Raw genomic sequence first — 26,705 nt, forward strand, 5'->3', positions numbered from 1 at the left:
CATCAACCCTTGGCGCTGCCGACTGCCGGTGCCACCACCTGTGCGGTCTGCGGCGCCGCTGCACTGGCGGCGGGCGCCGGCGCGGACGCCTTCTCCTGCGCGGCCAGCCACTTGGCAAAATCGGCCTTGGACACCGCCTTCACCACGATCGGCATGTAGCCGTGGTCCTGGCCGCACAACTCGGCGCACTGGCCGCGGTACACGCCCGGCTTCTCGATGTTGGTCCAGGCCGCGTTGATCACGCCCGGGATCGCATCCATCTTCCAGCCGAACGCCGGCACGAACCACGAGTGGATCACGTCGCCAGCGGTAATCACGAAGCGGATCTTGGTGTGGATCGGCAGCACCAGCGGCTTGTCCACATTCAGCAGATAGGTGTTGTAGCCGTCGGTCTTGACCGCGTACGGGTCAAGGCCCGAATGGAGCTGGCGCGTCTCGTTGCTGAGGTCGTCGAGCTTGGACATGAAACCGACCTTGCTGATCGGCTTGCCTTCGTAGTCGACGTAGTCGTAACGCCACTTCCACTGGTAGCCCGTGATCTTCACGGTCATCTGCGAACCGGTGGTGTCGTAGAATTTGCGCATGCCGTTGGTGGCCATCCAGGCAAGGCTGGCCAGGATGATCACCGGGATCGTGGTCCAGATGATCTCCACCACGGTGTTGTGCGACCACTTCTCCGCCACCGCGCCGCGCGACTTGCGGAAGCGGAACATGGCGATGAACATCGCGCCGTACACCAGGATGCCGATGACCACGCATACCAGCAGGGAGACCATGTTGAGGTCATAAGGCACATGCGAATAGGTGGTGGCACCCTTCGTCATGTCCATCTGCCAGGGAACCGGATTCGCCCGGGCCACGCCGCAGAGCAATGCGAAAGCCCCCGTGGCCACTACCGTGGCCATTCGCCGGATGCCGTGATGCCTGATGCCGCCAGATGTCATGTCTTGCACCTTTGTTGAACCTACCTGCGCGGCTGATCATTCAGACGATCCAGCAGCACCTTGAGTTTCCGGGACAGCTCGACACGTTCCTCATCGGTGAGGAAAGCACCGATTTCCAGCTCGCGTCCGTGCGATGACAACAACAGGTGGTGATGCCCCCCACCCGGTTTCAGCAACACGCGGACCCAGTATGTCTGGAATCGCGCGCTGCGTTTCGCCGGTAGCGATTGCACCTCCAGTGACGTGGCATCGAGCACGATTCGCTCGCTGCGGTCACCTGCCCGCCAGGCCACGCTCAAGGCGAGAGCCACAGCGGAGGCCTCGACGAGGGCAAACAGCGGAGCAAACACGTTCCCCTGCCAGGCCCCCAAACCCGCCGTTGTCAGCACCAGCGCTGCCAGCACCACGATCAAGCGACGCAAGCCGCGTCGGCTCAGTGCGCGATTGGGCCTAAGCCACAACGTCACGCAGGGCAAGCCGGTTACGGCTGGTCGAAGCACGATCATGAGAGTCCGGCGTGCCTGGAACGGATCGATAATAGGGTGCCGCGACGCAACGGGCAAGAATGTCGCAGGGGCTTGATCCAGATCAGACCGACGCCATGGCACAGATCGTCGATCGGCGCAGCACTCCATGCGGATGCGTCCGGGCATTTCCGGGGCGTACAATCTCGCGTTTCACCCCCACCCATCCCTGCTTTTTGGCACGCCCGTGACCCATCCCATCCTCAGCCCTGAACTTCCCTCCAGCATCGCACCGGCCCGTGCGCGCATCACCGCCGCCTGGCTGCGCGACGAAACCGAGGCGGTCAACGACCTGCTGGCCCAGGCCGACCTGCCCGAGGCGGAGCGCGAGCTCGTCGTGGAGCGTGCCGCCGCGCTGGTTTCGCGGGTACGCGCGCGCGCGAAGGACCAGAGCGTGGTCGAATCCTTCATGCGCCAGTACGACCTGTCCAGCGAGGAAGGCGTGCTGTTGATGTGCGTGGCCGAGGCGCTGCTGCGCATCCCCGACACCACCACCGCCGACAAGCTGATCCACGACAAGCTGGGCGATGCCGACTGGCGCAAGCACCTGGGCCGCAGCGAATCGCTGCTGGTCAACGCCTCCACCTGGGGTCTGCTGCTGACCGGTCGACTGATCAACATCGCCGACGGCACACGCGGCGACTTCAATGGCGCGTTGCGCCGGCTGGTTACCCGCGTCGGCGGCCCGACCATTCGCGTGGCGGTGCGCCAGGCCATGCGCATCATGGGCTACCAGTTCGTGATGGGGCGCAGCATCGAGGAGGCGCTGGAACGCGCGGCGAAGAAGGAAAACAAGGCCTACCGCTACTCCTTCGACATGCTGGGCGAATCCGCGCTTACCGCGCATGATGCCGAGCGCTACCAGCAGGCCTACCGCGACGCGATCGCCGCGCTCGGTGCCCATGGCCCCTACGCCAACCACACCGACGCCCCGTCGATCTCGGTGAAGCTGTCGGCGCTGTTCCCGCGCTACGAACTGGCCCAGCGCGAACGCGCCCGCACCACGCTCACCGAACGCCTGCTGGAGCTGTCGCAGCTTTCCATGAAGCATGGCATCGCGCTGTCGGTCGACGCCGAGGAAGCGGACCGCCTCGAACTTTCGCTGGACATCATCGGCGACGTGTTCGCCCATCCCTCGCTGGAAGGCTGGAACGGCCTGGGCATCGTGGTGCAGGCCTATGCCAAGCGCACCCCGTTCGTGATCGACTGGCTGGTCGAGACCGCCATGCACGCCAAGCGTCGCTGGTATGTCCGCCTGGTCAAGGGCGCGTACTGGGACGCGGAGATCAAGAAAGCGCAGGAACAGGGCCTCGGCGGCTACCCGGTCTACACCCGCAAGCCGAATACCGACGTGTCCTACCTGGCTTGCGCGCGGCGCCTGTTCAATGCGGGCAGCGATCTCATCTATCCGCAGTTCGCCACCCACAACGCGCACACCATCGCCGCCGTGCACCACATCGCGCAGGGTCGCCCGTTCGAATTCCAGCGTCTGCACGGCATGGGCGTCGAACTGTATGCCGACGTGATCAGCGAGAAGACCTACCACGTGCCGTGCCGCGTCTACGCACCGGTCGGCTCGCACCAGGACCTGCTGCCGTACCTGGTGCGCCGCCTGCTCGAGAACGGGGCCAATACCAGCTTCGTCAACCGCATCGTCGACGAAAGCCTGTCGCCGCGCGAGCTGGTTGCCGACCCGTGCCAGACGGTCCGCGCGTTCGACTCCATCCCGCATCCGCGCATCCCGCTGCCGGCCACTCTTTACGGTGAACTTCGGAAGAATTCCATGGGCGTCAATTTTGCCAACGACAATGAACTGAACGACCTGGCCGAGGCGATCAATGCCCAGACCGGTCCGTGGACCGCCGGCCCGCTGGTGCCTGGCGCAAAAAGCACCGGCGCCTCGGTCGACGTCACCAACCCCGCCGATCGGCGCAACAAGATCGGCAGCTACGTCACCGCCGACGAAGCCACGGTGGAAAAGGCCATGGCCAATGCCGCCGCCGCCAAGGACGGCTGGAACAACTTCCCGGTCACCAACCGCGCCGCCATCCTCGATCACGCCGCCGACCAGCTCGAAGCGCGTCGCGCCGAGTTCATCGCGCTGTGCGTGCGCGAGGCCGGCAAGAGCCTGCCCGACGCGATCGCCGAGATCCGCGAGGCCGCCGACTTCCTGCGCTACTACGCCACCATGGCGCGGCGCCTGTTCACCGAGCCCGAACTGCTGCCCGGCCCCACCGGCGAAACCAACCAGCTGTTCCTCGAAGGCCGCGGCGTGTTCGTCGGCATCAGCCCGTGGAACTTCCCGCTGGCGATCTTCATCGGCCAGGTTGCCGCCGCGCTCGCCGCCGGCAACACGGTCATCGCCAAGCCGGCCGAGCAGACCAGCCTGATCGGTCATCTGGCCACCCAGTTGCTGCACGAGGCCGGGATTCCCAAGGACGTGCTGCAATTCGTGCCGGGCGACGGCGCCACCGTCGGCGCCGCGCTGACCCGCGACCCGCGCGTGGCCGGTGTGGTGTTCACCGGTTCCACCGACACTGCCTGGGCGATCAACCGTGCGCTGGCCGCACGCAATTCGCAGATCGCCGTGCTGATCGCCGAGACCGGTGGCCAGAACGCGATGATCGCCGACTCCTCTGCCTTGCCCGAGCAGATCGTCAAGGACGTGATCGCCTCGGCGTTCCAGTCTGCCGGCCAGCGTTGCTCGGCCGCGCGCGTGCTGTACATCCAGGACGACATTGCCGACAAGGTGATCGAGATGCTGGCCGGCGCGATGGCCGAACTGAAAATCGGCGACCCGGGCCTGCTTTCCACCGATGTCGGCCCGGTCATCGACGAGGACGCCAAGGCCATCCTGGTCGAGCACGCCGCGCGCATGGACAAGGTGGCGAAGAAAATCGGCGAAGCACCGATGGATCCGGAGCACACCGCGCACGGCACCTTCTTCGCCCCGCGCGCGTATGAAATCCCCTCGCTCGATACGCTGACCCGCGAGATCTTCGGCCCGGTGCTGCACGTGATCCGCTGGAACGCCAAGGATCTCAACCAGGTCATCGACGCCATCAACGCCACCGGCTACGGCCTGACCCTGGGCATCCACAGCCGTATCGACGCCACCGTCGACTACATCAGCCGGCACGCCCGCGTCGGCAACTGCTACGTCAACCGCAACCAGATCGGCGCGGTGGTCGGCGTGCAGCCGTTCGGCGGCGAAGGCCTGTCCGGCACCGGCCCGAAGGCCGGCGGCCCGCACTACCTGCTGCGTTTCGCCGGCGAGCGCACGCTGACCATCAACACCACCGCCTCCGGCGGCAACGCCTCGCTGCTGACCATCGGCGAGTAGGCGGCATCGAGGGCTTTCTTCGGCGCACGAGGAAAGCCCGTTCGCTTTCGTGGGCGTCGGCAGCGACCACCTGCCGACGGCACGTTCAACGTTTCCCGGCCTTCTTCGCCGCGACCTTGCGTCGTGGCGTGCCCGGTGGCGGCGTGTCGCCAGCCTGCACCTGATGTGCACGGAGGATGGCGGGAATCAGGCCGGGAAAGCGCTGCTCGATCTCCTCGCAGCGCGTGGTATTGCGCATTTCCACCCCGCAACGTTCGCTACGGACCAGGCCGGCCTCGCGCAACGCACGGAAGTGCTGCGACAGCGTTGATTTCGGAATCGTGCGGTCGCTGACCTGCTGGAATGCCGTGCAGGTCGCCCCGCCGCGACAGGCCAGCCCGGCATAAATGGACGCACGCACGGGGTCCGACAAGGCATGGAGAATGCCTTCCACGGTGATGTCGTCAATCGAAGGGTGGATCAAGGGGCGCATGCGTGCAGTTTACCCCTTGACGGCAGGTTCTATAGTTCATATATCCTGAACTACGGTAATTAAGAACTAACCCTCCCCCACCCCGCAAGGATCCACCCCCATGAGCAAGCTTGAAGGCAAGACCGCCCTCGTTACCGGCGCTTCCAAAGGCATTGGTGCCGCCATCGCCAAGGCGCTCGCCGCCGAAGGTGCCGCCGTCGTCGTGAACTACGCCTCCAGCAAGGCTGGCGCCGATGCCGTGGTAGCCGAAATCACCCAGGCCGGCGGCAAGGCAATCGCCGTGCAAGGCAACATCGCCGATGCCGCCGATGCGCAGTCCGTCGTCACGCAGACGGTCGAGAAATTCGGTCGCCTGGACATCCTCGTCAACAACTCCGGCGTCTACGAGTTCGCCCCGATCGAGGACATCAGCGAGCCGCACTACCGCAAGCAATTCGACGTCAACGTGCTGGGCCTGCTGCTGGTTACCCAGGCGGCAGCGAAGCATCTGCGCACGGGTGCCAGCATCATCAATATCGGCTCGGTGGTCTCCCGCGTCACCCCACCCGGTTCGGCGGTGTATACGGCCACCAAGGCCGCCGTGGAAGGCATTACCGGCGCGCTCGCGCGCGAGCTGGGTCCGCGTGGCATCCGCGTCAATGCATTGAACCCCGGCATGGTGGAGACGGAAGGCGCTCGCGCCGCCGGCTTCATCGGTTCCGACTTCCAGGCCCAGATCGTCGCCCAGACGCCGCTGGGCCGCATTGGCCAGCCGCAGGACATCGCCGCCATCGCCGTGTTCCTGGCCTCCGATGATGCCGGTTGGCTGAGCGGCGAAAAGCTTTACGCCAGTGGCGGCATGCGCTGAGCGTTGGTGAACCATTGAAACGCCCGGCGCGACCATGGAGGGCCGAACGCGAAGCAGCCCCACCAGTGACTGTTTCGCGCCGGCGCGTACGGACATGCCCCGGGCGCGCCGATGGAGATGCCACGAGAGGTGGGATTGCCACAGGCCCGGGTAACTGTCAGAGCTGCCGCCATGGGCTGCCGCACGACACTTCGCGGCCCGCTTGTGCAATGCGCAAGCGGTTCGCGGCGCATGCGTGGTAGAAAAGGGGGGAACGCCGGCCACGCCCGGCCCGCCTGTGTCGGAGCAATCGCACCATGGCACGTCCCGCCGCTCTGCTCGATCCGTCCCGTGCCAGTGCCGCCGCGCTGGTGGCGGATGATCCGCGCTTCACCGCCGCCGAGTTTCCCTCGAACAAGCTGCTCTACCTGAGCCAGCTGGCAGACGAACGTGGCATCGACTGTCGCGCGTGGTTCGCCGGGTTGTCGCTGAATCGCGCGCAATTGGCCGATCCGGCACTGCGCGTGTCCTATCGCCAGGCCAGCAGTTTCGTGCGGCGCGCACTGGCAGCGCTGGCCAATGCCGGCGTGCCGGATGCCGGCCTGCGCATCGGCCGCCAGGGTACGGTGGGCGGTTTCGGCCTGCTCGGGCTGGCGATGATGACCTCGCGCACCTTCGGCGAGGCGATGCAGTCGGGCATCCAGTACCACAAGATCTGCGGCTGCCTGCTCGACCTCGCCTTCGAAGTGGTCGACGAAGGTACGGTGGCGCTGGTCGCCACGCCGCAGTTCGGTGACGTCGAGTTGCTGCCGTTCTTCTGCGAGGAGCTGTTTGCCAGTTCCACCATGATCGCGCGCGAGCTGGTCGGTTCCGAGCTGGCGCCGCTACGCGTGGAGCTGGGCTATCCGCGTCCCGCCTATGCCGACGCCTATGCCGAACTGTTCCGCTGCGAACTGCGCTTCGGCGCGCCGCAATGCCGCTTGCTGATCGAGACAAGCTGGCTGGCCCGACCGTTGCCCGGCTACAACCCGCTCACCGCGAAACAGGCGCTGGCGCTGTGTGCACAGCAACGCACGCCGGACGGTGGCGAACCGCACCAGGAAATCGTCGCAGCGGTGGAACGCCTGTTGCGCAACCAGTTGCGCGAGCAACCGAAGCTCAACGACGTGGCGCACACGCTCAACCTCAGCGAACGCTCGTTGCGCCGCAAGCTGGCCGAGAGCGGCCGCATCTTCCGCGAGATCCACGACCGCGTGCGCGCCGAGCGCGCGCTGCAACTGCTGCAGGCCGGCAGCCTGAGCGTCGCCGCCATCGGCAGCGAAGTCGGCTTCAGCGACCCGCGCGAATTCCGCCGCGCGTTCAAGCGCTGGACCGGCATGGCGCCGCGGGAAGCACGCCGCACTACCGCTTGAGATGCTGTAGGAGCGCACCCTGTGCGCGATGCCCTTTAATCGAGGTGAAAAGCATCGCGCACAGGGTGCGCTCCTGCAGAAACTCTTCCACACTGGCCGCTTTACCCCCCTCCCATCGACCGCTTTGCCCTCCCATCACGCATCAGATTGCGTGACAGTGGCAGCATCTGACGATGCCGTTCGAATGGGGAGTTCAACGATCATGCGCAAGACACTCATCACGATTGCCCTGGCCACCGCGCTGGCCGGTTGCGGCAGCGACCACGCGCCGGCTCCGCAAAACCAGACCGATGCCAGCTTCGAGGCGAAGCTGCAGGAGCAGCTGCTGGATGCCAAGCCCGGCAGCGTGATCGACATTCCCGCCGGCCATTATTCGCTCAAGCGCGGTCTCAGCCTGCGCACCGACGGCGTCACCATCAAGGGTGCCGGCATGGACAAGACGGTGCTGTCGTTCAAGGGCCAGGTGGTGGGGCCGGAAGGCCTGCTGGTGAACGCCAACGACTTCACCATCGAGAACCTGGCGATCGAAGACACCAAGGGCGACGGGCTGAAGATCAACCACGGCAAGAACATCACCATCCACGGCGTGCGCGTGGAGTGGACCGGCCACACCAAGACCAGCAATGGCCCGTACGGCATCTACCCGGTGAAGACGCAGAACGTGCTGATCGAGGACTCGGTGGCGATCGGCGCATCCGATTCGGGCATCTACGTGGGCCAGTCCAACAACATCATCGTGCGCAACAACCGCGTCGAGCGGAACCCGGCCGGCATCGAGATCGAGAACTCGGTGGACGCCGACGTCTACGGCAACACCGCCACCAACAACTCCGGCGGCATCCTGGTGTTCAACATGCCGGACCTGCTGATGGAAGGCCATTCCACCCGCGTGTTCAAGAACAAGGTGATCGGCAACAACCACGACAATTTCGCGGCGAACGGTTCGGCCGTCGCCAGCGTGCCGCCCGGTTCCGGCGTGGTGGTGAACTCCAACGACAAGGTGGAGATCTTCGACAACGACATTGCCGACAACAAGACGGCCAACATCATCATCTCCAGCTTCTACTCCACCAATTACTCCAGCCGCCTAGGCGTGGCGGCCGACTACAACCCGTATCCGAAGGGCATCTTCGTCTACGGCAACCGCCTGAAGGGTGGCGGCGATTCGCCCAGCGGGCTGGAATTCAAGACGCTGAAGACCATGGTCTACGGCATCACCGGCCACTTCCCCGACGTATTGTGGGATGGCTATGCCGACCCGAAGGGCAAGGTAAACGGCCAGGTGCCGGCGGACGATCGCATCTGCATCCAGGACGTCAGCGGCGTGCTCGATGCCGACGGGCCGGACGGCTACAAGCACCCCAGCACCGACATGAAGCCGTTCCAGTGCACGCTGCCGAAGCTGCCGGCGGTGGTCCTCAATCCCGAACCGAAAATCTGAGCGCATGCTGGTGAAATTCGCAAAATACTCTGCATTGTTGGCGCTGGCACTGCTGGCCGGCTGCCATCGCGGCATGCCGGCGGTGGCGTTCCATGCCGACGGCCAGCCGGCGAAACTGAGCGACTGGCATATCGTCGAAGCTCGTGACGGCAAGCTCGAACTCAACACCGGCGTGGTGCCGTACGGACTCAACACGCACCTGTTCACCGACTACGTGCACAAGCTGCGCACGATCTGGATGCCCAAGGGCACCACGGCGAAGTACACCAAGGACGGTCCGTTCGACTTTCCGGTCGGCACCGTGGTCAGCAAGACCTTCTATTACCCGCGCGCCGGGGACGGCAAGTTCACCGACGTGGCGCGCACCTTGCGCTATGACGGCGACTCCGCCGGGCTGGGCCTGAACTTGGCCACCGTACACCTGATCGAGACCCGCCTGCTGGTACGTCGCAAGGACGGCTGGGCGCCACTCACCTACGTGTGGAACGACGCGCAGACCGAAGCCACCCTCGCCCGCACCGGCGCAGTGGAACCACTGACCCTGGTCGATGCCCAGGGCGGCCGCGAGGATTTCAACTACGTGGTGCCCGACGAGGGGCAATGCGTGACCTGCCACGAGGCCAACATGATCAGCCGCAAGATCCAGCTGATCGGCCCGCAGGCGCGCCACATGAACCGGGATTACGACTACGGCAAGGGTCCGCAGAACCAGCTGACCTACCTGGCTTCCATCGGCTACCTCAGCGATCTGCCGAAGATGGCCGACATTCCGCACGATGCCAACTGGCGCGACCCGAGTGCCTCGCTCGACGCGCGCGCCCGGGCCTACCTCGATATCAACTGTGCGATGTGCCACAACCCGAATGGCGTGGCCAACGTCACTGGCCTGTCGCTCGGCTACAACACGCCGGAAACCCATCACATGGGCATCTGCAAGTCGCCCGAGGCGGCGGGCCCGGGTACCGGTGGGCGCTTGTTCGACATCGTACCGGGCAAGCCTGACGACTCGATCCTGATGCACCGCATGGCCTCGACCCGGCCGGGCGTGATGATGCCGGAAATCGGCCGCAGTACGGTGGATCGCGAGGGCACGGCATTGATCCGCTCGTGGATCCTGTCGCTGAAAGGGGATTGCACCATCGTGCACTGAGCCGCGCCACGCCAAGGCCTGTCGCAGCAAAGCCACGAAATGATCCGTCGCGTGTCGGCATGGCCACCACGCGACACGATGCCAAGGGGAGAACTTCGGATGATGATGCGCCAACGACCACTGTCCGCCAGCCTGCGCCACCTGCTTTCCGGCGGCGCCGCCCTGTTGCTGTGTGCACCACTGCCGGCCCTCGCCGACCAGGCGGCCACGACGACGCCACCCAAACAGGCCAGCAAGCCCGATACGCACGAGATCAAGCAACTCGGCGCGATCACCGTCACCGCGCAAAGCCGCGCGCAGGAAATGCAGGACGTGCCGATCGCGCTGCAGATCGTCACCGCCAAGCAGGTCGACACGCTGGCTGCCACCGACATCAGCAAGATGGACATCTTCGTGCCCGGGCTGGTGGTCAGCGCCGGCCAGCCGACCCAGCCATCCTATGCACTGCGCGGCATCGGCGGCAGCGGCTTCGGCATCGGCACGGAACCGGCCGTGGGTGTCTATGTCGACGGCGTCTATGCCGCGCGTTCCGGCGGTGCCCTGCTCGCGTTCAACGACATCAAGCGGATCGAAGTGCTGAAGGGCCCGCAAGGCACCTTGTTCGGCCGCAATTCCGCTGCCGGCGCGATATCGATCATCACCAACGAACCGGGCGACACCTTCGAGGCCAAGGGAACCTTCCGCTACGGCGCGTACGGCGAGCGCTACGGCGATGTACTCCTGAATGTCCCGTTGAACCAGGACATGGCACTGCGTTTCAGCGTGCTGGACAACCAGAGCGATGGCTGGGCCAGGGACAGTGCCAACGGCAAGCACTACGGTGGCAACCACGACTGGGGCACGCGCGCCCAGTACCGCTGGAACATCACGCCGAATACGCGCGTGCTGCTGGCGTGGGACCACGAGCAGCTCAAGCAGGCGCCCCAGGCGGCCTACAGCGTGGTGCCGCTGTCCAGCTATGTGCCGCGGCCGTCACCTCTCACCGGCACGGTGCCGCCCTTCCCGGCCGATCCGAAGACTTGGATGAACCCGCTGCACGCTCCGCTGTACGGTGACGCCGTGGGCGCGGCCGAAACACGCCGCTTCAATGGCGTCACCCTGACGGTGGACCACTCCTTCGGCTGGGGCAGTTTCACCTCCACCACGGCGTGGCGCAATTTCGACACTTACAACCTCGGCGACTACGACGGCACCAACCAGCGCGACACCTATCTCGATACCGCCAATATCGAGCACAACAACAGCTGGTACCAGGAATTCAAACTGACCGGCAATACCGATCTGATCGACTGGGTCGCCGGCACCAGTTTCTACCACGAGCAGGCGCGCCAGATCAGCCGGGTCGACACCTATACCGACAGTCTCGACACGCTCGGCTTGAACAGCGGCTCACTGGGGCCGACGGATACCTTCGCGTTCTACAACTCGCTGCTGCCGCTGGTGGGCTATGGCCAGTACACCTTGCTTGGCGATCCGTGGCGCGAGGAAGTCCGCAACGACGAAAACATCAATTCCTACGCCGTCTATGGCGACGTGATCTGGCACCTCACCGACAGGCTCAACCTCACCACCGGTGCGCGTTACACCCTCGACCAGAAGCAATTCAGCTGGTTCAACCCGCCGCGCTACGCACCGCAGCTGGATACCACCCTGACCGGGCTGGCGCCGTTGCTGCAACTCGTCGGCATCGATCCCAGCGTGTTCCAGCAGAACCAGGTCTTCAACACCGCCACTGGCGCCCCGGTCAACGTGCTGGCGCAAGCGCGCAACAACTGGCGCGACTTCAGTCCGCGCGTGGTGCTGGACTACCACTTCACGCCGAACATCATGGCCTACGGCTCCGTCACCCGGGGTTACAAGGCCGGCGGCTACAACATGCTTGAGTTCAACTCCCACTACTCGCCCGAGCACGTGGTCAACTACGAAGGCGGCATCAAGACCGTGTTCCCCGAGCAGAATCTGCTGCTCAACGTGACCGCTTACTACTACACCTACAAGAACCTGCAGGCGCTGGTGCTGAAGCCGGCCACGGCAGGCACCAACGGCATTCCGGAATACGTGACCAGCACCAGCGACCAGCATGCCCGCGGCCTGGAAGTCGAGCTGCAATGGGCGCCGACGGACGGCCTGCGACTGGGCCTGAATGGCGCCTTCATCAATTCGACCTACACCCGTTACATCGCACCCGACGGCAACAACCTGGCGGGCCAGCCGACCGGCACACCGATCTTCTCGGGTGCCGCCAGCCTCAGCTATACCTTGCCGCACGTGTTCAACGGCAGCCTGGTCTACGACGCGTCGTACGGGTATCGCGGCAAATCCCGTTGCAACAGCGATTCGCAACTGCAAGGCAACTGTCAGGTCAGCCCCAACTTCACCGTCGGCTCGGCGCGGCAGAGCGTCGACATGCGACTGGACTGGAATGCACCCGGCTCGCGTTGGGGCGTCGGCGTCTTCGTCACCAACCTGCTCAACAAGCGTTACGTCACCGGCGTGGACAATACGGCGGCGCCGTTCGGCCTGGCGGTGGCGCACATCACCCCGCCCCGCATGTGGGGCGTCGAGTTGCGCGCGAAGCTCTGAGGCAAAACGCTCACGCCATCACACGGTCGAGGCGTGCACGATATGGACACCTGCCGCATGGAGCGCATGCGGCATCCTTCACGGCACATGGAACACATGAACGACTCCACCTCCAACCTAGCGACAAGCCTGCAGCGGTTGCGCGCCGCCCAGCAGCACCAGCCGATGCCTGACTGGGCCACCCGGGCAACCCGGCTGCGCACCCTGGAGAAGATGCTGCTCGACCATCGCGACAGCATCGTCGAAGCCATCCATGCGGATTTCGGCTGCCGTCCCGCCGAGGAAACCGACTTGCTGGAGATCTTCCCCAGCCTGTCCGCGATCCGCCACGCGCTGAGCCACGGCAAGCGCTGGATGAAGCCGCGCCGGCATCTCGCCGACTGGCTGTTCCTGCCCGCGCGCACCGAGCTGCGCCCGCAACCACGCGGGGTGATCGGCATCATCGTGCCGTGGAACTATCCGCTGTACCTGGCCGTGGGTCCGCTGGTGGACGCGCTCGCCGCCGGCAATCGCGCGATGGTGAAGATGAGCGAATTCACCCCGCGCTTCTCCGCGCTGTTCGCGGAACTGGTGGCGGATCATTTCAAGCCCGACGAGGTACTGGCGATCACCGGCAATGCCGAGGTGGCCCAGGCCTTCTCCGCGCTGCCGTTCGACCACCTGCTGTTCACCGGTTCCACCTCGGTCGGCCACCACGTGATGCGCGCCGCCGCGGCCAATCTCACGCCGGTGACGCTGGAGCTGGGCGGCAAGTCGCCGGCCATCATCGGTCCCGGCGCACGTTTCGAGCATGCGGTGGAACGCATCGTGTTCGGCAAGCTGGTCAATGCGGGACAAACCTGCATCGCGCCGGACTACGTGCTGCTGCCGCGCACGCAAGTCGATGCATTCATCGCCGCCGCACGCAAGGTCGCCGCGAAGCTGTACCCGGACCTGTCGCACAACACGCAATACGCCAGCATCGCCACCGACCACCACTACGAACGCCTGCTGGCCTTGCGTGATGCCGCCGTGGCCGCTGGCGCCCGTGCCGAATCGCTGGCCGATGTCGCGCCGGAAGCCAGCCGTCGCCTGTTGCCGCCCACCCTGCTTACCGGCGTGCGCGACGACATGCGCGTGATGCGCGAGGAAATCTTCGGCCCGTTGCTGCCGCTGGTGCCCTACGACACGCTGGACGAGGCGATCGCTTACATCACCGCCCGTGCCCATCCGCTGGCGCTGTACCTGTTCGAAACGGACAAGGCGACGACCGATCGCGTACTGGCACAAACCCATGCCGGCGGCGTCAGCGTCAACGACACGCTCTATCACATCGCCCAGCACCACCTGCCGTTCGGCGGCGTCGGCGCCTCGGGCATGGGTGGCTACCACGGCGAGGCCGGCTTCCGCACGTTCTCGCACCTGAAACCGGTGTTCCGCCAGGCCCGCTTCAACGGTGCCGGCCTGCTCAACCCGCCCTATGGCGAACGTTTCCGCCGAATGCTGGGACTGCTGCGACGACGCGGCTGAAACCGCGGCCGTCACAACGTCACCCACAAAAAAACCTCCCCGCGAACGGGGAGGTTTTTTCATGCATCCACGGCGCGTCAGGCGCTTAGAAGTGGTACTGCGCCGACAGGCTCAGCAGGTTGCCGTAGTCGTCGAACTGACCGGTGACGACGTCGCCGGTGGGGCTGACCGAGCCGTCGAGATGTGCCTGGTTGACGAAGATGTGCGCGTACGAGGCGTTGATCTCGAAACGGTCGGTCGGCTTGTAGCCGATGCCGAAGGAAACCATCTTGCGGGTCGAATCCGGCACGCGCACGTCGCGGGTCCGCGCAGAGGTCGGCGTGGTGTCCACGGCGATACCGGCGCGCAGGGTCACCTGCTCGTTGAGGTAGTAGTCGCCACCGATCGACGCATACCAGGTATTGCGCCAGTTGAATGCTTCCACCGTGGGCGGCTGGTACGGGTTGCCGTAGTTCACCGTGAGGTTCTTGAACACATCCCACTTGGTCCAGGCCAGGTCGATGCCGACGCCGAACTTCTCGGCCTGGTGCCAGTAGCTGGCATTGGCCACCGCCGGCGTGGTGAAGTCGGCCGTGCCCGTGGTGTGCTGGAACGGCAGGCTGTTCGCGTTCAGACCCAGCAACGGCGCCAGGCTGGTGACCAGCGAGGTCACGTTGTCCGGCACGTTGAAGTTGGCCGTGCCGTGCAGCTTGTGGCTGATCTTGGAGCGATAGTTGAGCGAGAAGCGATCGTTCGGGCTCAGCTTCCAGTAACCACCCAGCTGCCAGCCCCAACCCCAGTCGTCGCCCTTGATGCTGGCCATGCCGTCGGTGCCCGGCGGGATCAGGCCATCCACCAGCGCAGGCGGCAGACCGGCCTGGCCGGCCAGCTCATAGCCCACGCCATTGAAATTGACCGCACTGGTCAGCGTCGCGCTGGTTTTCTGCGCAATGGCGCTGGCGCCCACGCTGAAAGTGTCGGTGACCGCATACGAGGCCGACAGCGTGGCGTCCAGCGACTGGAACTTGGACTTGATGCCGTTGTAACGGCCAACCCAGTTCTTGTCGTACTCGGTCTGGAAACCGAACGGCACGGTGAAGCTGGCGCCCACGTGCCAGCGATCGCTGAGCTGGGTTTCGAAGAACAACGCCGGCACTGGCAACGTGGTGCCGCCGTCGCCGCCATTGCCGCCGCTGATCGGCCGGCCTTCGCCATCGACTGCGCTGCCGCTGAACTTCGCGCTGAAGTTGATCGCGGTGACGTCGGCCTGGAAATAGGTGCCCTTCAAGTCGCTCATCGCGGCAGGGCTGTTGGCCACGACCGACACGTCGCCACCCGCCGTCGCCGAACCGGCGTAGGCGCGGCCCATCGCCTTGGCGCTGTCTTCCTTGAGCTGGAACGCACTGGCGTGCGCATTCATCGGCAACGCCAGACCCGCCGCGACGGCCAGGCTCAACGCGGCAAGCGCAAGCGGGGTGGCCGCGCCGGGAATATGACGGAAGGACTTGAACATCGCTTGCTCCTGCTTGTTGTTGGCAACTCGGGTGGTAGCGGGGCAAGTGCGCGGCGACTGATTCATACGTGCGTTTGATACCCCTGCACGGCACTCTGCCCACTCCGGCAAAGGCATGCAAGTGCAGATGCAGCAAACAACGGCGATGCGGACTGTTACCCTTTCCCTTCCTTTGCCGATTTGCGGACGTCGCCATGCACAGTTACGTCTACGCCAGCCTGCGCAAGCCCGACGCCTACCTGTGGCTGGCCAGCCGCGACCAGTTCGACGTACTTCCGCCTTCGCTGGCACTGATGCTGGGCGAATTGCGCTTTGCACTGGAAGTGGAACTGAGCGGCGAACGCCGCCTGCCGCAGGAAGACGCACAGCTGGTGGTCGAGCATCTGCGCACGCAGGGATGGCACCCGCAGCTGCCGCCGAAGTCCACCATGGCCACCTGCAACCATCTGCCCTACCAGAGTGATCCAGCCGATCGCAGGGGCGAGTGATGTCGCCTCGTTAACAAAGGATTACCGCCAGCACTTGCCACGCTTTCTATACTCGCCGCCATGGCTTATTCCAAATCGCACCGGCGCCCGGCGCCCCTGTTGTCGTCCATCGCGTGGTTCGTACCCGGCCTCCTCGCCGTCGCGATCGCCACCATCGGCGCCCATCCGCTCACCCTGATCCCGTTGTTGCTGGCCAACACGCTGACCATGGCGGCGGTCTGCCACGCCATCGGCTTCGACCCCGAACCCAGCTTCAGCCGCACCGTGTTGCGCCGGGGCGCGGCCCATCTGGTGATGTTCACCACCTACGCCGCACTGGTGTTCCTGCTGGTCGCCGGGCCGATGCTGTGGCTGAGCCAGCAGCATGGACTGGGCGCCACCGTGCTGCTCGCGGCGGTGCTGGTGGTGGCGCTGGCCGTGTTGTGGCGGCTGTGGCCGGCCTTTGGCCTGGTCTTCGTGTGGGACGATGCCTACCCCGCCCAGGGCCAGCATGAAGGCTCGTGGATCTTCACCGCCACCGCGCGCAGCATCGCGTTCGGTCGGCACCTGTCGCGTGAGGAACGCTTCTTCACCCACTTCCTGCCGGCCGCGCTCGCACTGCTGGTGCTGGCCTTCGCCGCCATTGCGCTCAGCGGGCTGTACGGCGTGCTGCCTACGGAAATGCGCACGGCCGCGCTGGCGATTTATGCCGTGGTGCTGATGCCGCTGGGCTGCCTGGTGATCGCCAACCGCACCTTGCGCGCATTGCTCTGCGAAGGTCGCCACGTCCCTCGCAGCCAGGTTCTTCCTGGTGACGATCTGATCGCGGTCACGCCACCTGCCCCCGTCGCGTTGAGCGAAGAGGAGCGGACCGCCGGCACGCCCGAACAAGCCACCGCCCTGCTCGACGCCACCCGTGACGGCGACATCGAGCGTGCGCTGGCGCTGATCGATGCCGGCGCCGACCCGGATACCGCGCCGACCGCCGACGACCGCGACCAGCGCCCGGTGCTGATGCTCGCCGCGCTGCTGCCGGACACGCGCCTGCTGCGCGCACTGATCGCCAAGGGCGCCGACGTCAATCGCGCCAGTGGTGGCCTCACCCCGTTGCTGGCCGCCACCCGTGACAGCCGCGCCGGCCGCGCCGATGCCGTGATGACCCTGCTCGCCAACGGCGCCAGCCCGCTGGCCACCGACGCCGAAGGCAACACGCCGTTGCACGGCGCGGTGCTCAGCGAGGAACCGATCGTCGCCGCCATGCTGCTGGACGCCGCCGCCCCGGTGAATGCACTCAACAAGGCCGGCCTCGGGCCACTCGCCGTTGCCTGCCGCGCGGCCAACTGGACGCTGGCGAAATTCCTGCTGGAACGCGGCGCCAAGTCGGCCCCCGCCGATGGCGAGCCGGCCCTGGTCGCCGCCGCCGGCGTCCGCGACGACGATGCCGAAGGCGTGAAACTGCTGCTCAAGCACCGCGCCGCGGTCAACGTGGTCGACGCCAACCGGCGCAGCGCCCTGATGGTCGCCGCCGCCGAAGGCCATGAGCAGATCGCCCGTGCGCTGCGTGCCGCCAATGCCGACGTGGCACTGGCCGACCGCCACGGCAGCACCGCGCTGATGGAAGCCGCGCGAGCCGGTGCCGTCGGCATCGTGCAACTGCTGGCCGAGGCGCAGCCCGATGCCCGCGTACGCGACAGCCACGGCCGCGATGCACTCACCCTCGCCTGCCAGTCGGCGCACGCCCACGCCGACACCGTGCGTGCGCTGCTCACGCTGGGCGCCGAGGCGAAGACACCCGGCAGCGACGGCCGCAGCGCGCTCGATCATGCAGCCGCCGCGGGCCGCTGGGACCTGGTCGCCCTGCTCGATCCGGACACCCCGTTACCGGCCAGCCTCGAACCCGATGCCGTGCTCGCCGAGGGCGCCGACACGCCGGCCCACCTGCTTGATGCATTGCGCTTTGGTCACTGGGCGATCGTTTCCGGCTTTGCCGCGCGCGTACGCGAATGGCCGCAAGCGCAGCTTGCCCAGCTTTACCTGGACCTTGCCGCTCCCGGCCTCGGTACCGCGCGGCGCTGGTTGCTCGACCACGGCCTGGATCCCGAAGCCCGCTTCGAAACCACCGCCCCGACGCCCGCCGACGATGCCACGGCGGCCGCACTGCCGCCCCCTGGCCGGCGCCTGTTCGACGCCTTGCTGTTGCAGTTGCCCACGGCCGTCGAAGCGGTCGACGACCTGCTCGTCGCCGGTGCCACGCCGGCCGGCGCCGGCCTGCTCGCCCAGGCGCTGGACCGGTTGCAGGGCTCGGTCCAGGGCACGGCATTGCCACTGGTGATGCTCGAACGCGGCGCCGATCCCTTCGGTTCCGACACCCAAGGGCGCACGCCACTGCACCTGGCTACCGAACTCAACCATGTCGCGCTGTTGCACGCCCTGCTGGCACGCGGCTGCGATCCCAACGCGCGCGATGCCAGCGGCCGCACGCCGCTGTTTGCCGCGCTGGAGCACGGCGCGCAAGCGCTGCCGCTGGTCCGCGAACTGGTCGCCCATGGCGCCGACGCGGAAGCCGCCGACGCGAACGGCGAAACCCCGCTGGGCCTGGCCCTGGAGCACGCGGAGATCGAGCGCTGGCTGGACTGGGGCGGATGGGTGCGCCCGCGTCGCCCGCTGCGTGCAGACGATCTTCCCGGCGCCGCCAAGGCCGGCGCCGCCGTCGCCGTGGAGCGCCTGCTCGAACTCGGTTTCGCCGTGGATACCCGCGACGCGCACGGCGCCAGCGCGGTGTTGCATGCCTGCGGCGCGGGCCATCGCGATATCGCCGCCCACCTGCTCGATGCCGGTGCCGACGCCACGCTGGCCGCGAACAACGGCGTGACCCCGCTGGCCGCCGCCGTCGGCGCGCACCGCGAGGCACTGGTTTCGCTGCTGATCGAACGCGACGTGCCGGTCGACCAGCGTCTTCCCGACGACGCCACCGCGTTGATGATCGCCGCCGCCATGGGCCATGCCGATACCGTCGAGCGGCTGCTCGACGCCGGCGCCGACATCGCCGCGGTGGACGCGCGCGGCCATGGCGCGCTGCACGCCGCCGCGCAGTTCGGCTTCGAACACAACGACAGCCTGCGCGCGCGCCGCCTGTTCGACGTGTTGCTCAAACGCAACGCCGACACGAATCTCGCCGACAAGGAAGGCAAGACCCCGCTGCTGCTGTTGCTGGGTGCCCAGTTGCGCCCCGGCAGCGATTGCGACGCCACCCACTTGGGTGCGTTGTTGCCGGTATTGCTCGACGCTGGCGCGAAGCTGGAACACGCCGACCAGCGCGGCGTCACCGCGCTGCACGCCTGCGCCATGCACGCCCTGCTGCCACCCGCGCGCGTGCTGCTGTCGCGCGGCGCCGACCGCAACGCCGCCGATGCCTTCGGTCGCACCGCCGCCGACGTCGCCCGCCAGCTCGGCTACGTCGACATCGCCCACGAACTGGCCGCGCGCGGTGCTGGCGCGATCCCCAGCGTGCGGCAAACCTTGCGCCAACCAGCGCAACCGACCGACTGACGGCCGCGCACCGCATGCAACTGGCTCACGCGTCCGACGCGGAAATCATGGCGGTGGTCGAGCCCATCATGGACAACCTGATGGATGCGTCCACCGCCATCGATTACCCGCGGCACATCCGCGACTTCACCGCACGCCTCAAGGGCATGCTTTCCGAGGACGCCTTGCGCTCGATCTGCGTGGACTACCAGGCCCGCCGCGGCTTCTTCGCCGGGCGTGAATTCGTCGCGCTGTTCCGGCGCCCGGACTCCATCGCCGTGGTCTGGCGACAGCGCTTCACCAAGGCAGCGGGCGATTTCGTGGCCGAACTGGTACTGGTGGAACAGGACGGTGCGTACCGGGTCGATCACGTGATGGTGTTCTAGAAGCACCACCCCCGATGCAGGGACGGCTCAACCCTCGTCGGTCAACGGTGTCCCCGCGTCGCGCTCGCGCGCCTTCTCCGCCTGCGGCGAGGCATCGGCTTCGAACAATCGCTCCAGGTCGGCCAGCGCCTCGCGGGTGGTCTGCACCAGCTTGGTCTCGTCGTCGTAGACCAGGTATTGCGCCTTGATCAGCTCGGCATCCTGGCGGCGGAAGCGCTCCACCCGGTCCATGGCGCGCTCCGGTGTCAGGCCCAGCGCCACCAGCGCCTGCTTGGTCATCTTCAGGCTGGAATACAGCGTCTCGCGCACCGGCTCGTCGATGCCCATGTCCATCAGCCGCCACACGTGCTGGCGGTTGCGCGCACGCGCCACGATCTTCAGGTGCGGGTACTGTCGGCGCACCACGCGCGCCACGCGCAGGCTGGATTCCGGATCGTCGCTGGCCAGCACGAACACCTCGGCCTTGTCGGCCTGTGCCGCGCGCAGCAATTCCGGCCGCGCCGGGTCGCCGTAGAAGATGTCGTTCCAGTTGCCGAAGCGGCGCACCATGTCCATCTGTTCGATGGAATGGTCCAGCGCCACGAACGGGATGCCTTCGGCACGCAGGATGCGTCCCACCACCTGGCCCATGCGGCCGAAGCCGGCGATGATCACGCGCGGCGTGCCGGCCTCGATGGTGTCGTAGGCGCGCGCCGGCTTCTTCGCCTTGTCGTTGCCCAGCAGTTTGGCCAGCAGCGCCACCAGCAAGGGGGTCAGCGCCATCGACAAGGTGATCGCCAGCACCAGCGCGCCGCCCTGGCGGGCGCCGATCAACCCCTGCTCCTGCGACTGCTTCAACACCACGAAGGCGAACTCGCCACCGCTGGCCAGCAGCACCGCCAGCCGCAAGGCATCGCGCCGCTCCAGTCCGCCCAGCATGCGCCCCAGCGGCCACAGCAGCACACCTTTCACCAGCAACAGCGCGGCGGTCAGACCCAGCACCAGCAGCGGCACCTGCAACAGCAGGCCCACCTGCATCGACATGCCCACGCTGACGAAGAACAAGCCCAGCAGCAGGCCCTTGAACGGCTCGATATGCGATTCCAGGTCGTGCCGGTATTCCGAATCGGCCAGCAGCACGCCGGCGAGGAAGGCTCCCAGCGTCACCGACACGCCGGTCAACTCCATCAGCAATGCCACGCCGGTCACCACCAGCAGCGCGGTGGCGGTGGAGACTTCCAGTGAGTCGGCTTTCGCCACGAAACGGAACACCGGGCGCAGCAGATAGCGGCCTCCCACCATCACCGCCACGATCACACCGATGGTGCGCAGCGCCCCCACCAGATCAAAACCGTGATGCGTCGACGGGCCACCGGCCAGCAGCGGCACCGCGGCAATCAGCGGGATTGCCGCCAGATCCTGGAACAGCAGGATCGCGAACGCCTGCCGCCCATAGGCCGAGCCGGTCTCCTTGCGTTCGCCGAGGATCTGCAAGCCGAACGCAGTGGACGACAACGCCAGGCTGCCGCCGACGATCGCCGCCGTGCGCACAGGCAACCCGAACAGCGCCCAGGCGATCACGCCGATCACCACGCTGCTGGCCAGCACCTGCAGCAGGCCGGTACCGAACACCGAGCGCCGCATCACCCACAGTCGTTGCGGCGACAGCTCCAGGCCGATCACGAACAGCATCAGCACGATGCCGAACTCGGAAATCGTGGCGATGCCATCCACGTTGCCGACCAATCGCAGCACCGACGGCCCGATCACCACGCCCGCCAGCAGATAGCCCAGCACCGAGCCCAACCGGAAACGCTTGGTCAACGGCACCGCGATCACGGCTGCCAGCAGCAGCACGACGGCCGTCTCAAGGAAATGATGACTGTCCATGGGCACACGCCTTGTCGGGGATGGCCCGATTATTCCACGCGCGGCCGGCATAAAGGGCCCTCACATCCGAGCCCGGGACGTGGGATCATCCGAACCATGAAACGTCTCATCTTCTGCGTTGCCGCACTCGCCCTGTCCTGCCTCGCCCTTCCGGCCTGCGCCGCCGGTGACGGCATCCCGGTCTACGGCTACTCCGTGGTGCATGCCTATCCGCACGACACGGGTGCCTATACCGAAGGCCTGTTCTATCTGGACGGCTATCTGTACGAGAGCACCGGCCAGGTCGGCCAGTCCTCGGTGCGCAAGGTCGACCTGCACAGCGGCAAGGTGCTGCAGCAGACCAGCACGCCCTGGCCCGACTACGGCGAAGGCATCGTGGCGTGGAAGGACAAGCTGATCCAGCTCACCTGGCGCAGCCACCAGGGCTTCATCTACGACCTGGCCACGCTCAAGCCGCAGGCGCGCTTCCCCTATCCCGGCGAAGGCTGGGCGCTGACCACCGACGGCAAACAGTTGTACATGAGCGACGGCACGCCAACGATCCGCATACTCGATCCGGACACGCTGAAGCAGGTCGGCAAGATCGACGTCACCGCCGATGGCAAGCCGCTGGAATACATCAACGAACTGGAATGGGTGAAGGGCCAGATCTTCGCCAACGTGTGGCTGACCCACCGCATCGCGCGGATCGATCCGACCAGCGGCAAGGTGGTGGGCTGGATCGACCTCGGCGGCCTGGTGCCCAAGCCCGAGACCCTCGCCGACCCGGTCAACGACGTGCTCAACGGCATCGCCTACGACGCCAGGCATGATCGCCTCTACGTCACCGGCAAATGCTGGCCGAAGCTTTACCAGATCCGCCTGACCGGGCCGAAGCGGAAACACTGATCTCGCCCACGCTCGCCGGCCGAAAAGCGGGCAGCCTGGTGCAGCAGCAAGCGTTTACTCCCGCATGACGGGAAAACTCGCCGCCCTGCGACCTGAAGACGCCTCCGTCCGCTTGCCGGAAAGGCGAGTCGCTGGGTAACGGCACGGCTCCATGCGCACGGTCTCGATTGCCGCGCTCAATCCACCACTTGGTTTTCCAGTCGCGCCATCACCGCGTCGGTGACGCGCGCGCAGCGCTCGCCCATGAACGGGAAGGCTTCGCTCATGCTGGCGGCAAGCGAGCCCTGCAACGAGCTGCGCAGCAGGCGCCGTGCCCGATACAGGCGCGTCTTCACCGTTTCCGGCTTGATCTCCAGCGCGACCGCGGTTTCCTCCACGGTGCACTCTTCGACTTCGCGCATCATGTAGACCGTGCGAAATGCGTCGGGCAAGGTGTCGATCGCGTCTTCAAGCAAATGGCGAACCTGCGCACGGGCGGCGGACACAGCGGGGTCCTCGCTGCCAAAACGGGAAGGAAACCGGATGACCTGATGGGTATCGTCCGGCGCGGCATCGACCTGCTCCAGATCGACCATGGTGTGTCGTTTGCGCAGGCGACCGCGCGCCTCGTTCAGCACGATGCTGGTCAGCCAGGTCAGCAGGGTCGAATCGCCACGAAACATGTCGAGTTTGCTGTAAGCGCGCATATACGATTCCTGCAACACGTCTTCCGCTTCCGAGTCTTCGCCGATCACGCTGCGCGCGATGCGGAACAAGCGCTGGTTGCAGCGTTGCATGATGTGGCGGAAGGCTTCGCGCTGGCCACCACGAACCAGTTCGACCAGGGCGTTGTCGTCCAACGCCGCGTAATCGACAGACGCTGCATGGGCATGTGCTGACATGATTTCTCCTTGTACACCCCATCTGATGCGCTGACACGGGCCAAGGTTCCCGTTTGCCCGATTCACCTGCTAGCCACGACAGGTGCGCGCGACACAGGCCGGCGCTCTCCGCCGGCAGCAGCCAGCGGCGCTGGCCATCCCACCTACGGGAACCTGTGCGGCATGTGCTGCATCCCATGCACGCGCGGCAAGAGGCCCTGGCAGAGCGAACGCCTCGACGGCTTCCTGGCGACAGCGGTCTGGTGTCTTGCAGACGACTGGCGTCGAACCAGGGCCTCCCGCACACATGTACGCATCCGGTGGTGCGATCTGCCACCAAGGATACGTCGCACTTTCGCCCAAAGGAGATTCGACATGATGAACATGCGGAAAAACGTACTGGTAGCCGCACTGACGGTGGCCGGCCTGGCGTTTGTCGGCGTCACCGCGGCCGCCGAAGCACCGGCCGCCGCGCCGATGACGCAGATGAATGCGTCGGCCATGAACTGGTTCGGCGGCGTGACCTACAGCGGCGCGCCTGCACTGACTGTCACGGCGGCGCTGGTCAAGGCCGGCGGTGGGGCGCATGACTTCAGCTTCTCCAAGGCGCTGGTGTCGATGCTGGGCGAAAAAACCGTCAATGCCGAGGTCGCCAAGCTCACCAAGCAGTACGGCGAAAAAGATGCCACCAACTTCATCAACGGCATGACCTTCGCCGTCAACGACGGCCTGAAGCGCGCCACCGAAGCCGGCGTCAAGCTGCCGGCCGCACCGGCCCACCTGAAGGGCGTCAAGCTGGCGCAGACCCTGGTGACGGCAGGAACCACGCCCGATGGCACCTGGTGGTCCGGCTACCTGTTCGACAAGGCCTTGTCGCATGACCTCCACGTCAAGGTGATGCAGGACATCGACGCCAAATTCGGTCACGGCGCCGACGAAAATACCCACAAGATCCTCAACCAGGCGATGTACGACGTGGCCCAGGCACTGAAGGTGAAGGGTGTGAAGCTGGCCTCGCTGCACTGAGGCCCGCGACGCGTCGAATCGGCCGAAGGTGACCGGAGCGCCGGCGGCCACACTGCACATGCAGTGCGACATGACATGACCGTGCAGGGACTCCGAATCCGTTTCGGAGATTGCGGCGCCGCGCCCCATGCGGCGCCGCAATGCTGTCGGGGGAAGTGAAAACGCGGAACGACGCGACAAGCGCAAAGTTCAGGCCCGGCCGCCAGCCGCCTTCACCAAGAACCACGCGTTTCCGTGCGAGCGCAGGCCTTGCCCGATCAAACCCGCGCGATCACGCCTCGACCAGCGACCACGCGACCGACTCGCCCGCGCGCAGTGGCTTGCAAGTGGCACCAGCCAGCGGATAATCCTCCGGCACCGTCCACGGCGTGCGTTCGAGCACGATGCGCTCCGCGTTGCGCGGCAGGCGATAGAAGTCCGGGCCGTGGAAGCTGGCGAACGCTTCGAGTTGGTCCAGCCGGCCCGCCTGCTCGAACGCCTCGGCGTACAGCTCGATCGCCGCATGCGCGGTGTAGACCCCGGCGCAACCGCAATCGGATTCCTTGGCGGCGCGAATATGCGGCGCGCTGTCCGTGCCGAGGAAGAAATGCGTGTCGCCGCTGGTCGCTGCCTGCAACAGGGCCGCACGATGCGTCTCGCGCTTGAGGATGGGCGCGCAATAATTGTGCGGGCGGATGCCGCCCACGAACAGCGCATTGCGATTCAGCAACAGGTGATGCGCGGTGATCGTGGCGCCCACGTTGGCCGGCGCATTGCGGACGAAGTCCACCGCGTCACTGGTGGTGATGTGCTCCAGCACCATGCGCAAGGCCGGGAAGCGCTCGCGCAGCGGCATCAGATGGCGTTCGATGAAAACCCGCTCGCGATCGAAGATATCGATCTCCGCGTCGGTGACCTCGCCATGCAGCAGCAATGGCAACCCGTGTTTCTCCATGGCCTCCAGCACATGATGCACCCGCGACAATTCACGCACCCCGGAGTCGGAGTTGGTGGTGGCGCCGGCCGGGTAGTACTTCACCGCGAAGACGCTGTCGCTCGCCTTGGCGCGGGCGATTTCCTCGGGCGACGTATTCTCGGTGAGATACAGTGTCATCAGCGGCTGGAAGTTCGAACCCGCCGGCAGGCAGGCCAGGATGCGGCGACGATAATCCTCCGCCTGCGCCACCGTGGTCACCGGCGGCTTCAGGTTGGGCATCACGATGGCGCGCGCGAACTGCCTCGCACTGTGGCCAACCACCGAAGCCAATGCCTCGCCATCACGAAGATGCAGGTGCCAGTCGTCGGGGCGGGTGATTTCAAGGCGCGTGGGGGTCATGGTTGGCAGGCTCGTTGCGATCAGATGCGCCAATGATATCGCGCGAGCGCATTTCGATCGTTCAGCGTGATGGGGTGCCATCACCCGCAGGGTTTTCGCTCTCCGCAACAAAACGAAAGCCCTTGCCTGTGCCAGGCGCGAGATGCCTGCCCATGCCCGCCATTACTGCAGAAAGCGGACCTGTCCCCGATAGCTGACAGCTCACGATGTAACCCATCCGCACGTGCGACGAAGAACAACCAGCGGCCGTGCGATGACCATCGGCCGCTGTCGACGGCCACCACTTCGCACCCACACGAGGATTCCGACATGTTTGACATGAAGCATCTGAGCCGCCTGAAAAAACTCGACGAAAATGCCCCTGCCTCTATGAAGGCCTTCTGGGCCTTCGACAAGGCTGCCTTCGCAGAGGGCGCCCTCGACGTCCGCCAGAAACAGCTGATCGCCGTGGCCGTGGCGCTGACCACGCAGTGCCCGTATTGCATTGAAATCCACACCAAGGCGGCGCGTGATGCGGGAGCCGACGATGCGCAACTGAGCGAGACCGCCGTGGTTGCCGCTGCGATTCGCGCCGGTGGCGCCATCACCCATGCCACCCATCTGTTGCACGACTGACCTCCGCAGCGGCGGCGAGCCCGGTCCGCCGTCGCAACCTGCGCCATCGAACATC

General features: G+C 66.1%; 20 protein-coding genes. 13 read left to right on the forward strand and 7 right to left on the reverse strand.

The features are described 5' to 3' along the window. Positions 1–2: 2 nt before the first annotated feature. Both coxB and BMY90_RS06150 read right to left on the reverse strand, forming a co-directional pair. The gene (gene coxB / locus BMY90_RS06145; RefSeq protein ID WP_092702533.1) at positions 3–944 is read right to left on the reverse strand and encodes a cytochrome c oxidase subunit II; all 942 of its coding nucleotides are present in this window, start codon (positions 942–944) and stop codon (positions 3–5) included. A 20-nt stretch (positions 945–964) separates the two neighbouring features. Beyond that, positions 965–1,405 (reverse strand): DUF2244 domain-containing protein, encoded by a 441-nt coding sequence (locus BMY90_RS06150; protein WP_037100806.1) that lies wholly within the window; start codon positions 1,403–1,405, stop codon positions 965–967. Between the two features lie 178 nt (positions 1,406–1,583). On the opposite strand from BMY90_RS06150, the gene putA reads away from it, so the two are divergent. Continuing rightward, entirely contained in the window at positions 1,584–4,811 is a 3,228-nt protein-coding gene (putA, locus tag BMY90_RS06155) for a bifunctional proline dehydrogenase/L-glutamate gamma-semialdehyde dehydrogenase PutA (RefSeq protein WP_425438649.1), read from the forward strand. 85 nt (positions 4,812–4,896) lie between these two features. Here putA and BMY90_RS06160 read toward each other — a convergent pair whose 3' ends face one another. After that, the gene (locus BMY90_RS06160) at positions 4,897–5,283 is read right to left on the reverse strand and encodes an ArsR/SmtB family transcription factor (protein WP_037100797.1); all 387 of its coding nucleotides are present in this window, start codon (positions 5,281–5,283) and stop codon (positions 4,897–4,899) included. A 100-nt stretch (positions 5,284–5,383) separates the two neighbouring features. On the opposite strand from BMY90_RS06160, the gene BMY90_RS06165 reads away from it, so the two are divergent. From BMY90_RS06165 to BMY90_RS06190, 6 genes are all read left to right on the forward strand, one after another. After that, positions 5,384–6,130: an SDR family NAD(P)-dependent oxidoreductase gene (locus BMY90_RS06165; RefSeq protein WP_092702537.1), complete on the forward strand. Its 747-nt coding sequence runs from the start codon at positions 5,384–5,386 to the stop codon at positions 6,128–6,130. A 296-nt stretch (positions 6,131–6,426) separates the two neighbouring features. Beyond that, on the forward strand, positions 6,427–7,521 hold the full coding sequence (locus BMY90_RS06170) for an AraC family transcriptional regulator (RefSeq protein WP_092702539.1): 1,095 nt from the start codon (positions 6,427–6,429) through the stop codon (positions 7,519–7,521). Positions 7,522–7,723: 202 nt separating this feature from the next. Next, on the forward strand, positions 7,724–8,962 hold the full coding sequence (locus BMY90_RS06175; RefSeq protein ID WP_008213380.1) for a parallel beta-helix domain-containing protein: 1,239 nt from the start codon (positions 7,724–7,726) through the stop codon (positions 8,960–8,962). A 4-nt stretch (positions 8,963–8,966) separates the two neighbouring features. Beyond that, positions 8,967–10,112: an SO2930 family diheme c-type cytochrome gene (locus tag BMY90_RS06180; protein ID WP_008213378.1), complete on the forward strand. Its 1,146-nt coding sequence runs from the start codon at positions 8,967–8,969 to the stop codon at positions 10,110–10,112. Positions 10,113–10,211: 99 nt separating this feature from the next. Next, positions 10,212–12,695, forward strand: a complete 2,484-nt coding sequence (locus BMY90_RS06185; RefSeq protein WP_092702541.1) for a TonB-dependent receptor — start codon at positions 10,212–10,214, stop codon at positions 12,693–12,695. A 96-nt stretch (positions 12,696–12,791) separates the two neighbouring features. Further along, entirely contained in the window at positions 12,792–14,204 is a 1,413-nt protein-coding gene (locus BMY90_RS06190) for a coniferyl aldehyde dehydrogenase (RefSeq protein WP_092702736.1), read from the forward strand. A gap of 85 nt (positions 14,205–14,289) precedes the next feature. Here BMY90_RS06190 and BMY90_RS06195 read toward each other — a convergent pair whose 3' ends face one another. Next, on the reverse strand, positions 14,290–15,696 hold the full coding sequence (locus BMY90_RS06195; RefSeq protein WP_092702543.1) for an OmpP1/FadL family transporter: 1,407 nt from the start codon (positions 15,694–15,696) through the stop codon (positions 14,290–14,292). Positions 15,697–15,890: 194 nt separating this feature from the next. Between BMY90_RS06195 and BMY90_RS06200 the strand changes: the two genes are divergently transcribed. From BMY90_RS06200 to BMY90_RS06210, 3 genes are read left to right on the forward strand one after another with little or no spacing between them, the layout of a single operon-like run. After that, the gene (locus tag BMY90_RS06200; RefSeq protein WP_092702545.1) at positions 15,891–16,184 is read left to right on the forward strand and encodes a YcgL domain-containing protein; all 294 of its coding nucleotides are present in this window, start codon (positions 15,891–15,893) and stop codon (positions 16,182–16,184) included. A 60-nt stretch (positions 16,185–16,244) separates the two neighbouring features. Beyond that, on the forward strand, positions 16,245–19,712 hold the full coding sequence (locus BMY90_RS06205) for an ankyrin repeat domain-containing protein (protein ID WP_092702547.1): 3,468 nt from the start codon (positions 16,245–16,247) through the stop codon (positions 19,710–19,712). A 14-nt stretch (positions 19,713–19,726) separates the two neighbouring features. Then, complete coding sequence (locus tag BMY90_RS06210) at positions 19,727–20,077, forward strand: hypothetical protein (protein ID WP_037097885.1); 351 nt, start codon at positions 19,727–19,729, stop codon at positions 20,075–20,077. A gap of 27 nt (positions 20,078–20,104) precedes the next feature. On the opposite strand, the gene BMY90_RS06215 is transcribed toward BMY90_RS06210, so the two are convergent. Next, positions 20,105–21,946, reverse strand: coding sequence for a monovalent cation:proton antiporter-2 (CPA2) family protein (locus BMY90_RS06215; RefSeq protein ID WP_008207561.1), 1,842 nt, complete (start codon positions 21,944–21,946; stop codon positions 20,105–20,107). Between the two features lie 96 nt (positions 21,947–22,042). Here BMY90_RS06215 and BMY90_RS06220 point away from each other — a divergent pair, with 96 nt between their 5' ends. After that, positions 22,043–22,834 carry a glutaminyl-peptide cyclotransferase gene (locus BMY90_RS06220; RefSeq protein ID WP_092702549.1) on the forward strand — a complete coding sequence of 264 codons (792 nt, stop codon included), beginning with the start codon at positions 22,043–22,045 and terminating at the stop codon, positions 22,832–22,834. Positions 22,835–23,010: 176 nt separating this feature from the next. On the opposite strand, the gene BMY90_RS06225 is transcribed toward BMY90_RS06220, so the two are convergent. Further along, complete coding sequence (locus BMY90_RS06225; RefSeq protein ID WP_008207565.1) at positions 23,011–23,715, reverse strand: RNA polymerase sigma factor; 705 nt, start codon at positions 23,713–23,715, stop codon at positions 23,011–23,013. Between the two features lie 357 nt (positions 23,716–24,072). Between BMY90_RS06225 and BMY90_RS06230 the strand changes: the two genes are divergently transcribed. Further along, positions 24,073–24,720, forward strand: coding sequence for a hypothetical protein (locus BMY90_RS06230; RefSeq protein ID WP_245734947.1), 648 nt, complete (start codon positions 24,073–24,075; stop codon positions 24,718–24,720). A gap of 271 nt (positions 24,721–24,991) precedes the next feature. Here the strand turns inward: BMY90_RS06230 and pyrC are convergent, their stop codons facing one another. Continuing rightward, positions 24,992–26,035, reverse strand: coding sequence for a dihydroorotase (gene pyrC, locus BMY90_RS06235; protein ID WP_092702553.1), 1,044 nt, complete (start codon positions 26,033–26,035; stop codon positions 24,992–24,994). Between the two features lie 309 nt (positions 26,036–26,344). Here pyrC and BMY90_RS06240 point away from each other — a divergent pair, with 309 nt between their 5' ends. Beyond that, positions 26,345–26,650, forward strand: coding sequence for a carboxymuconolactone decarboxylase family protein (locus BMY90_RS06240; protein ID WP_008207571.1), 306 nt, complete (start codon positions 26,345–26,347; stop codon positions 26,648–26,650). Positions 26,651–26,705: the final 55 nt, after the last annotated feature.

This window comes from Rhodanobacter glycinis (assembly GCF_900114325.1).
In the GTDB taxonomy this organism is placed as follows: domain Bacteria; phylum Pseudomonadota; class Gammaproteobacteria; order Xanthomonadales; family Rhodanobacteraceae; genus Rhodanobacter_A; species Rhodanobacter_A glycinis.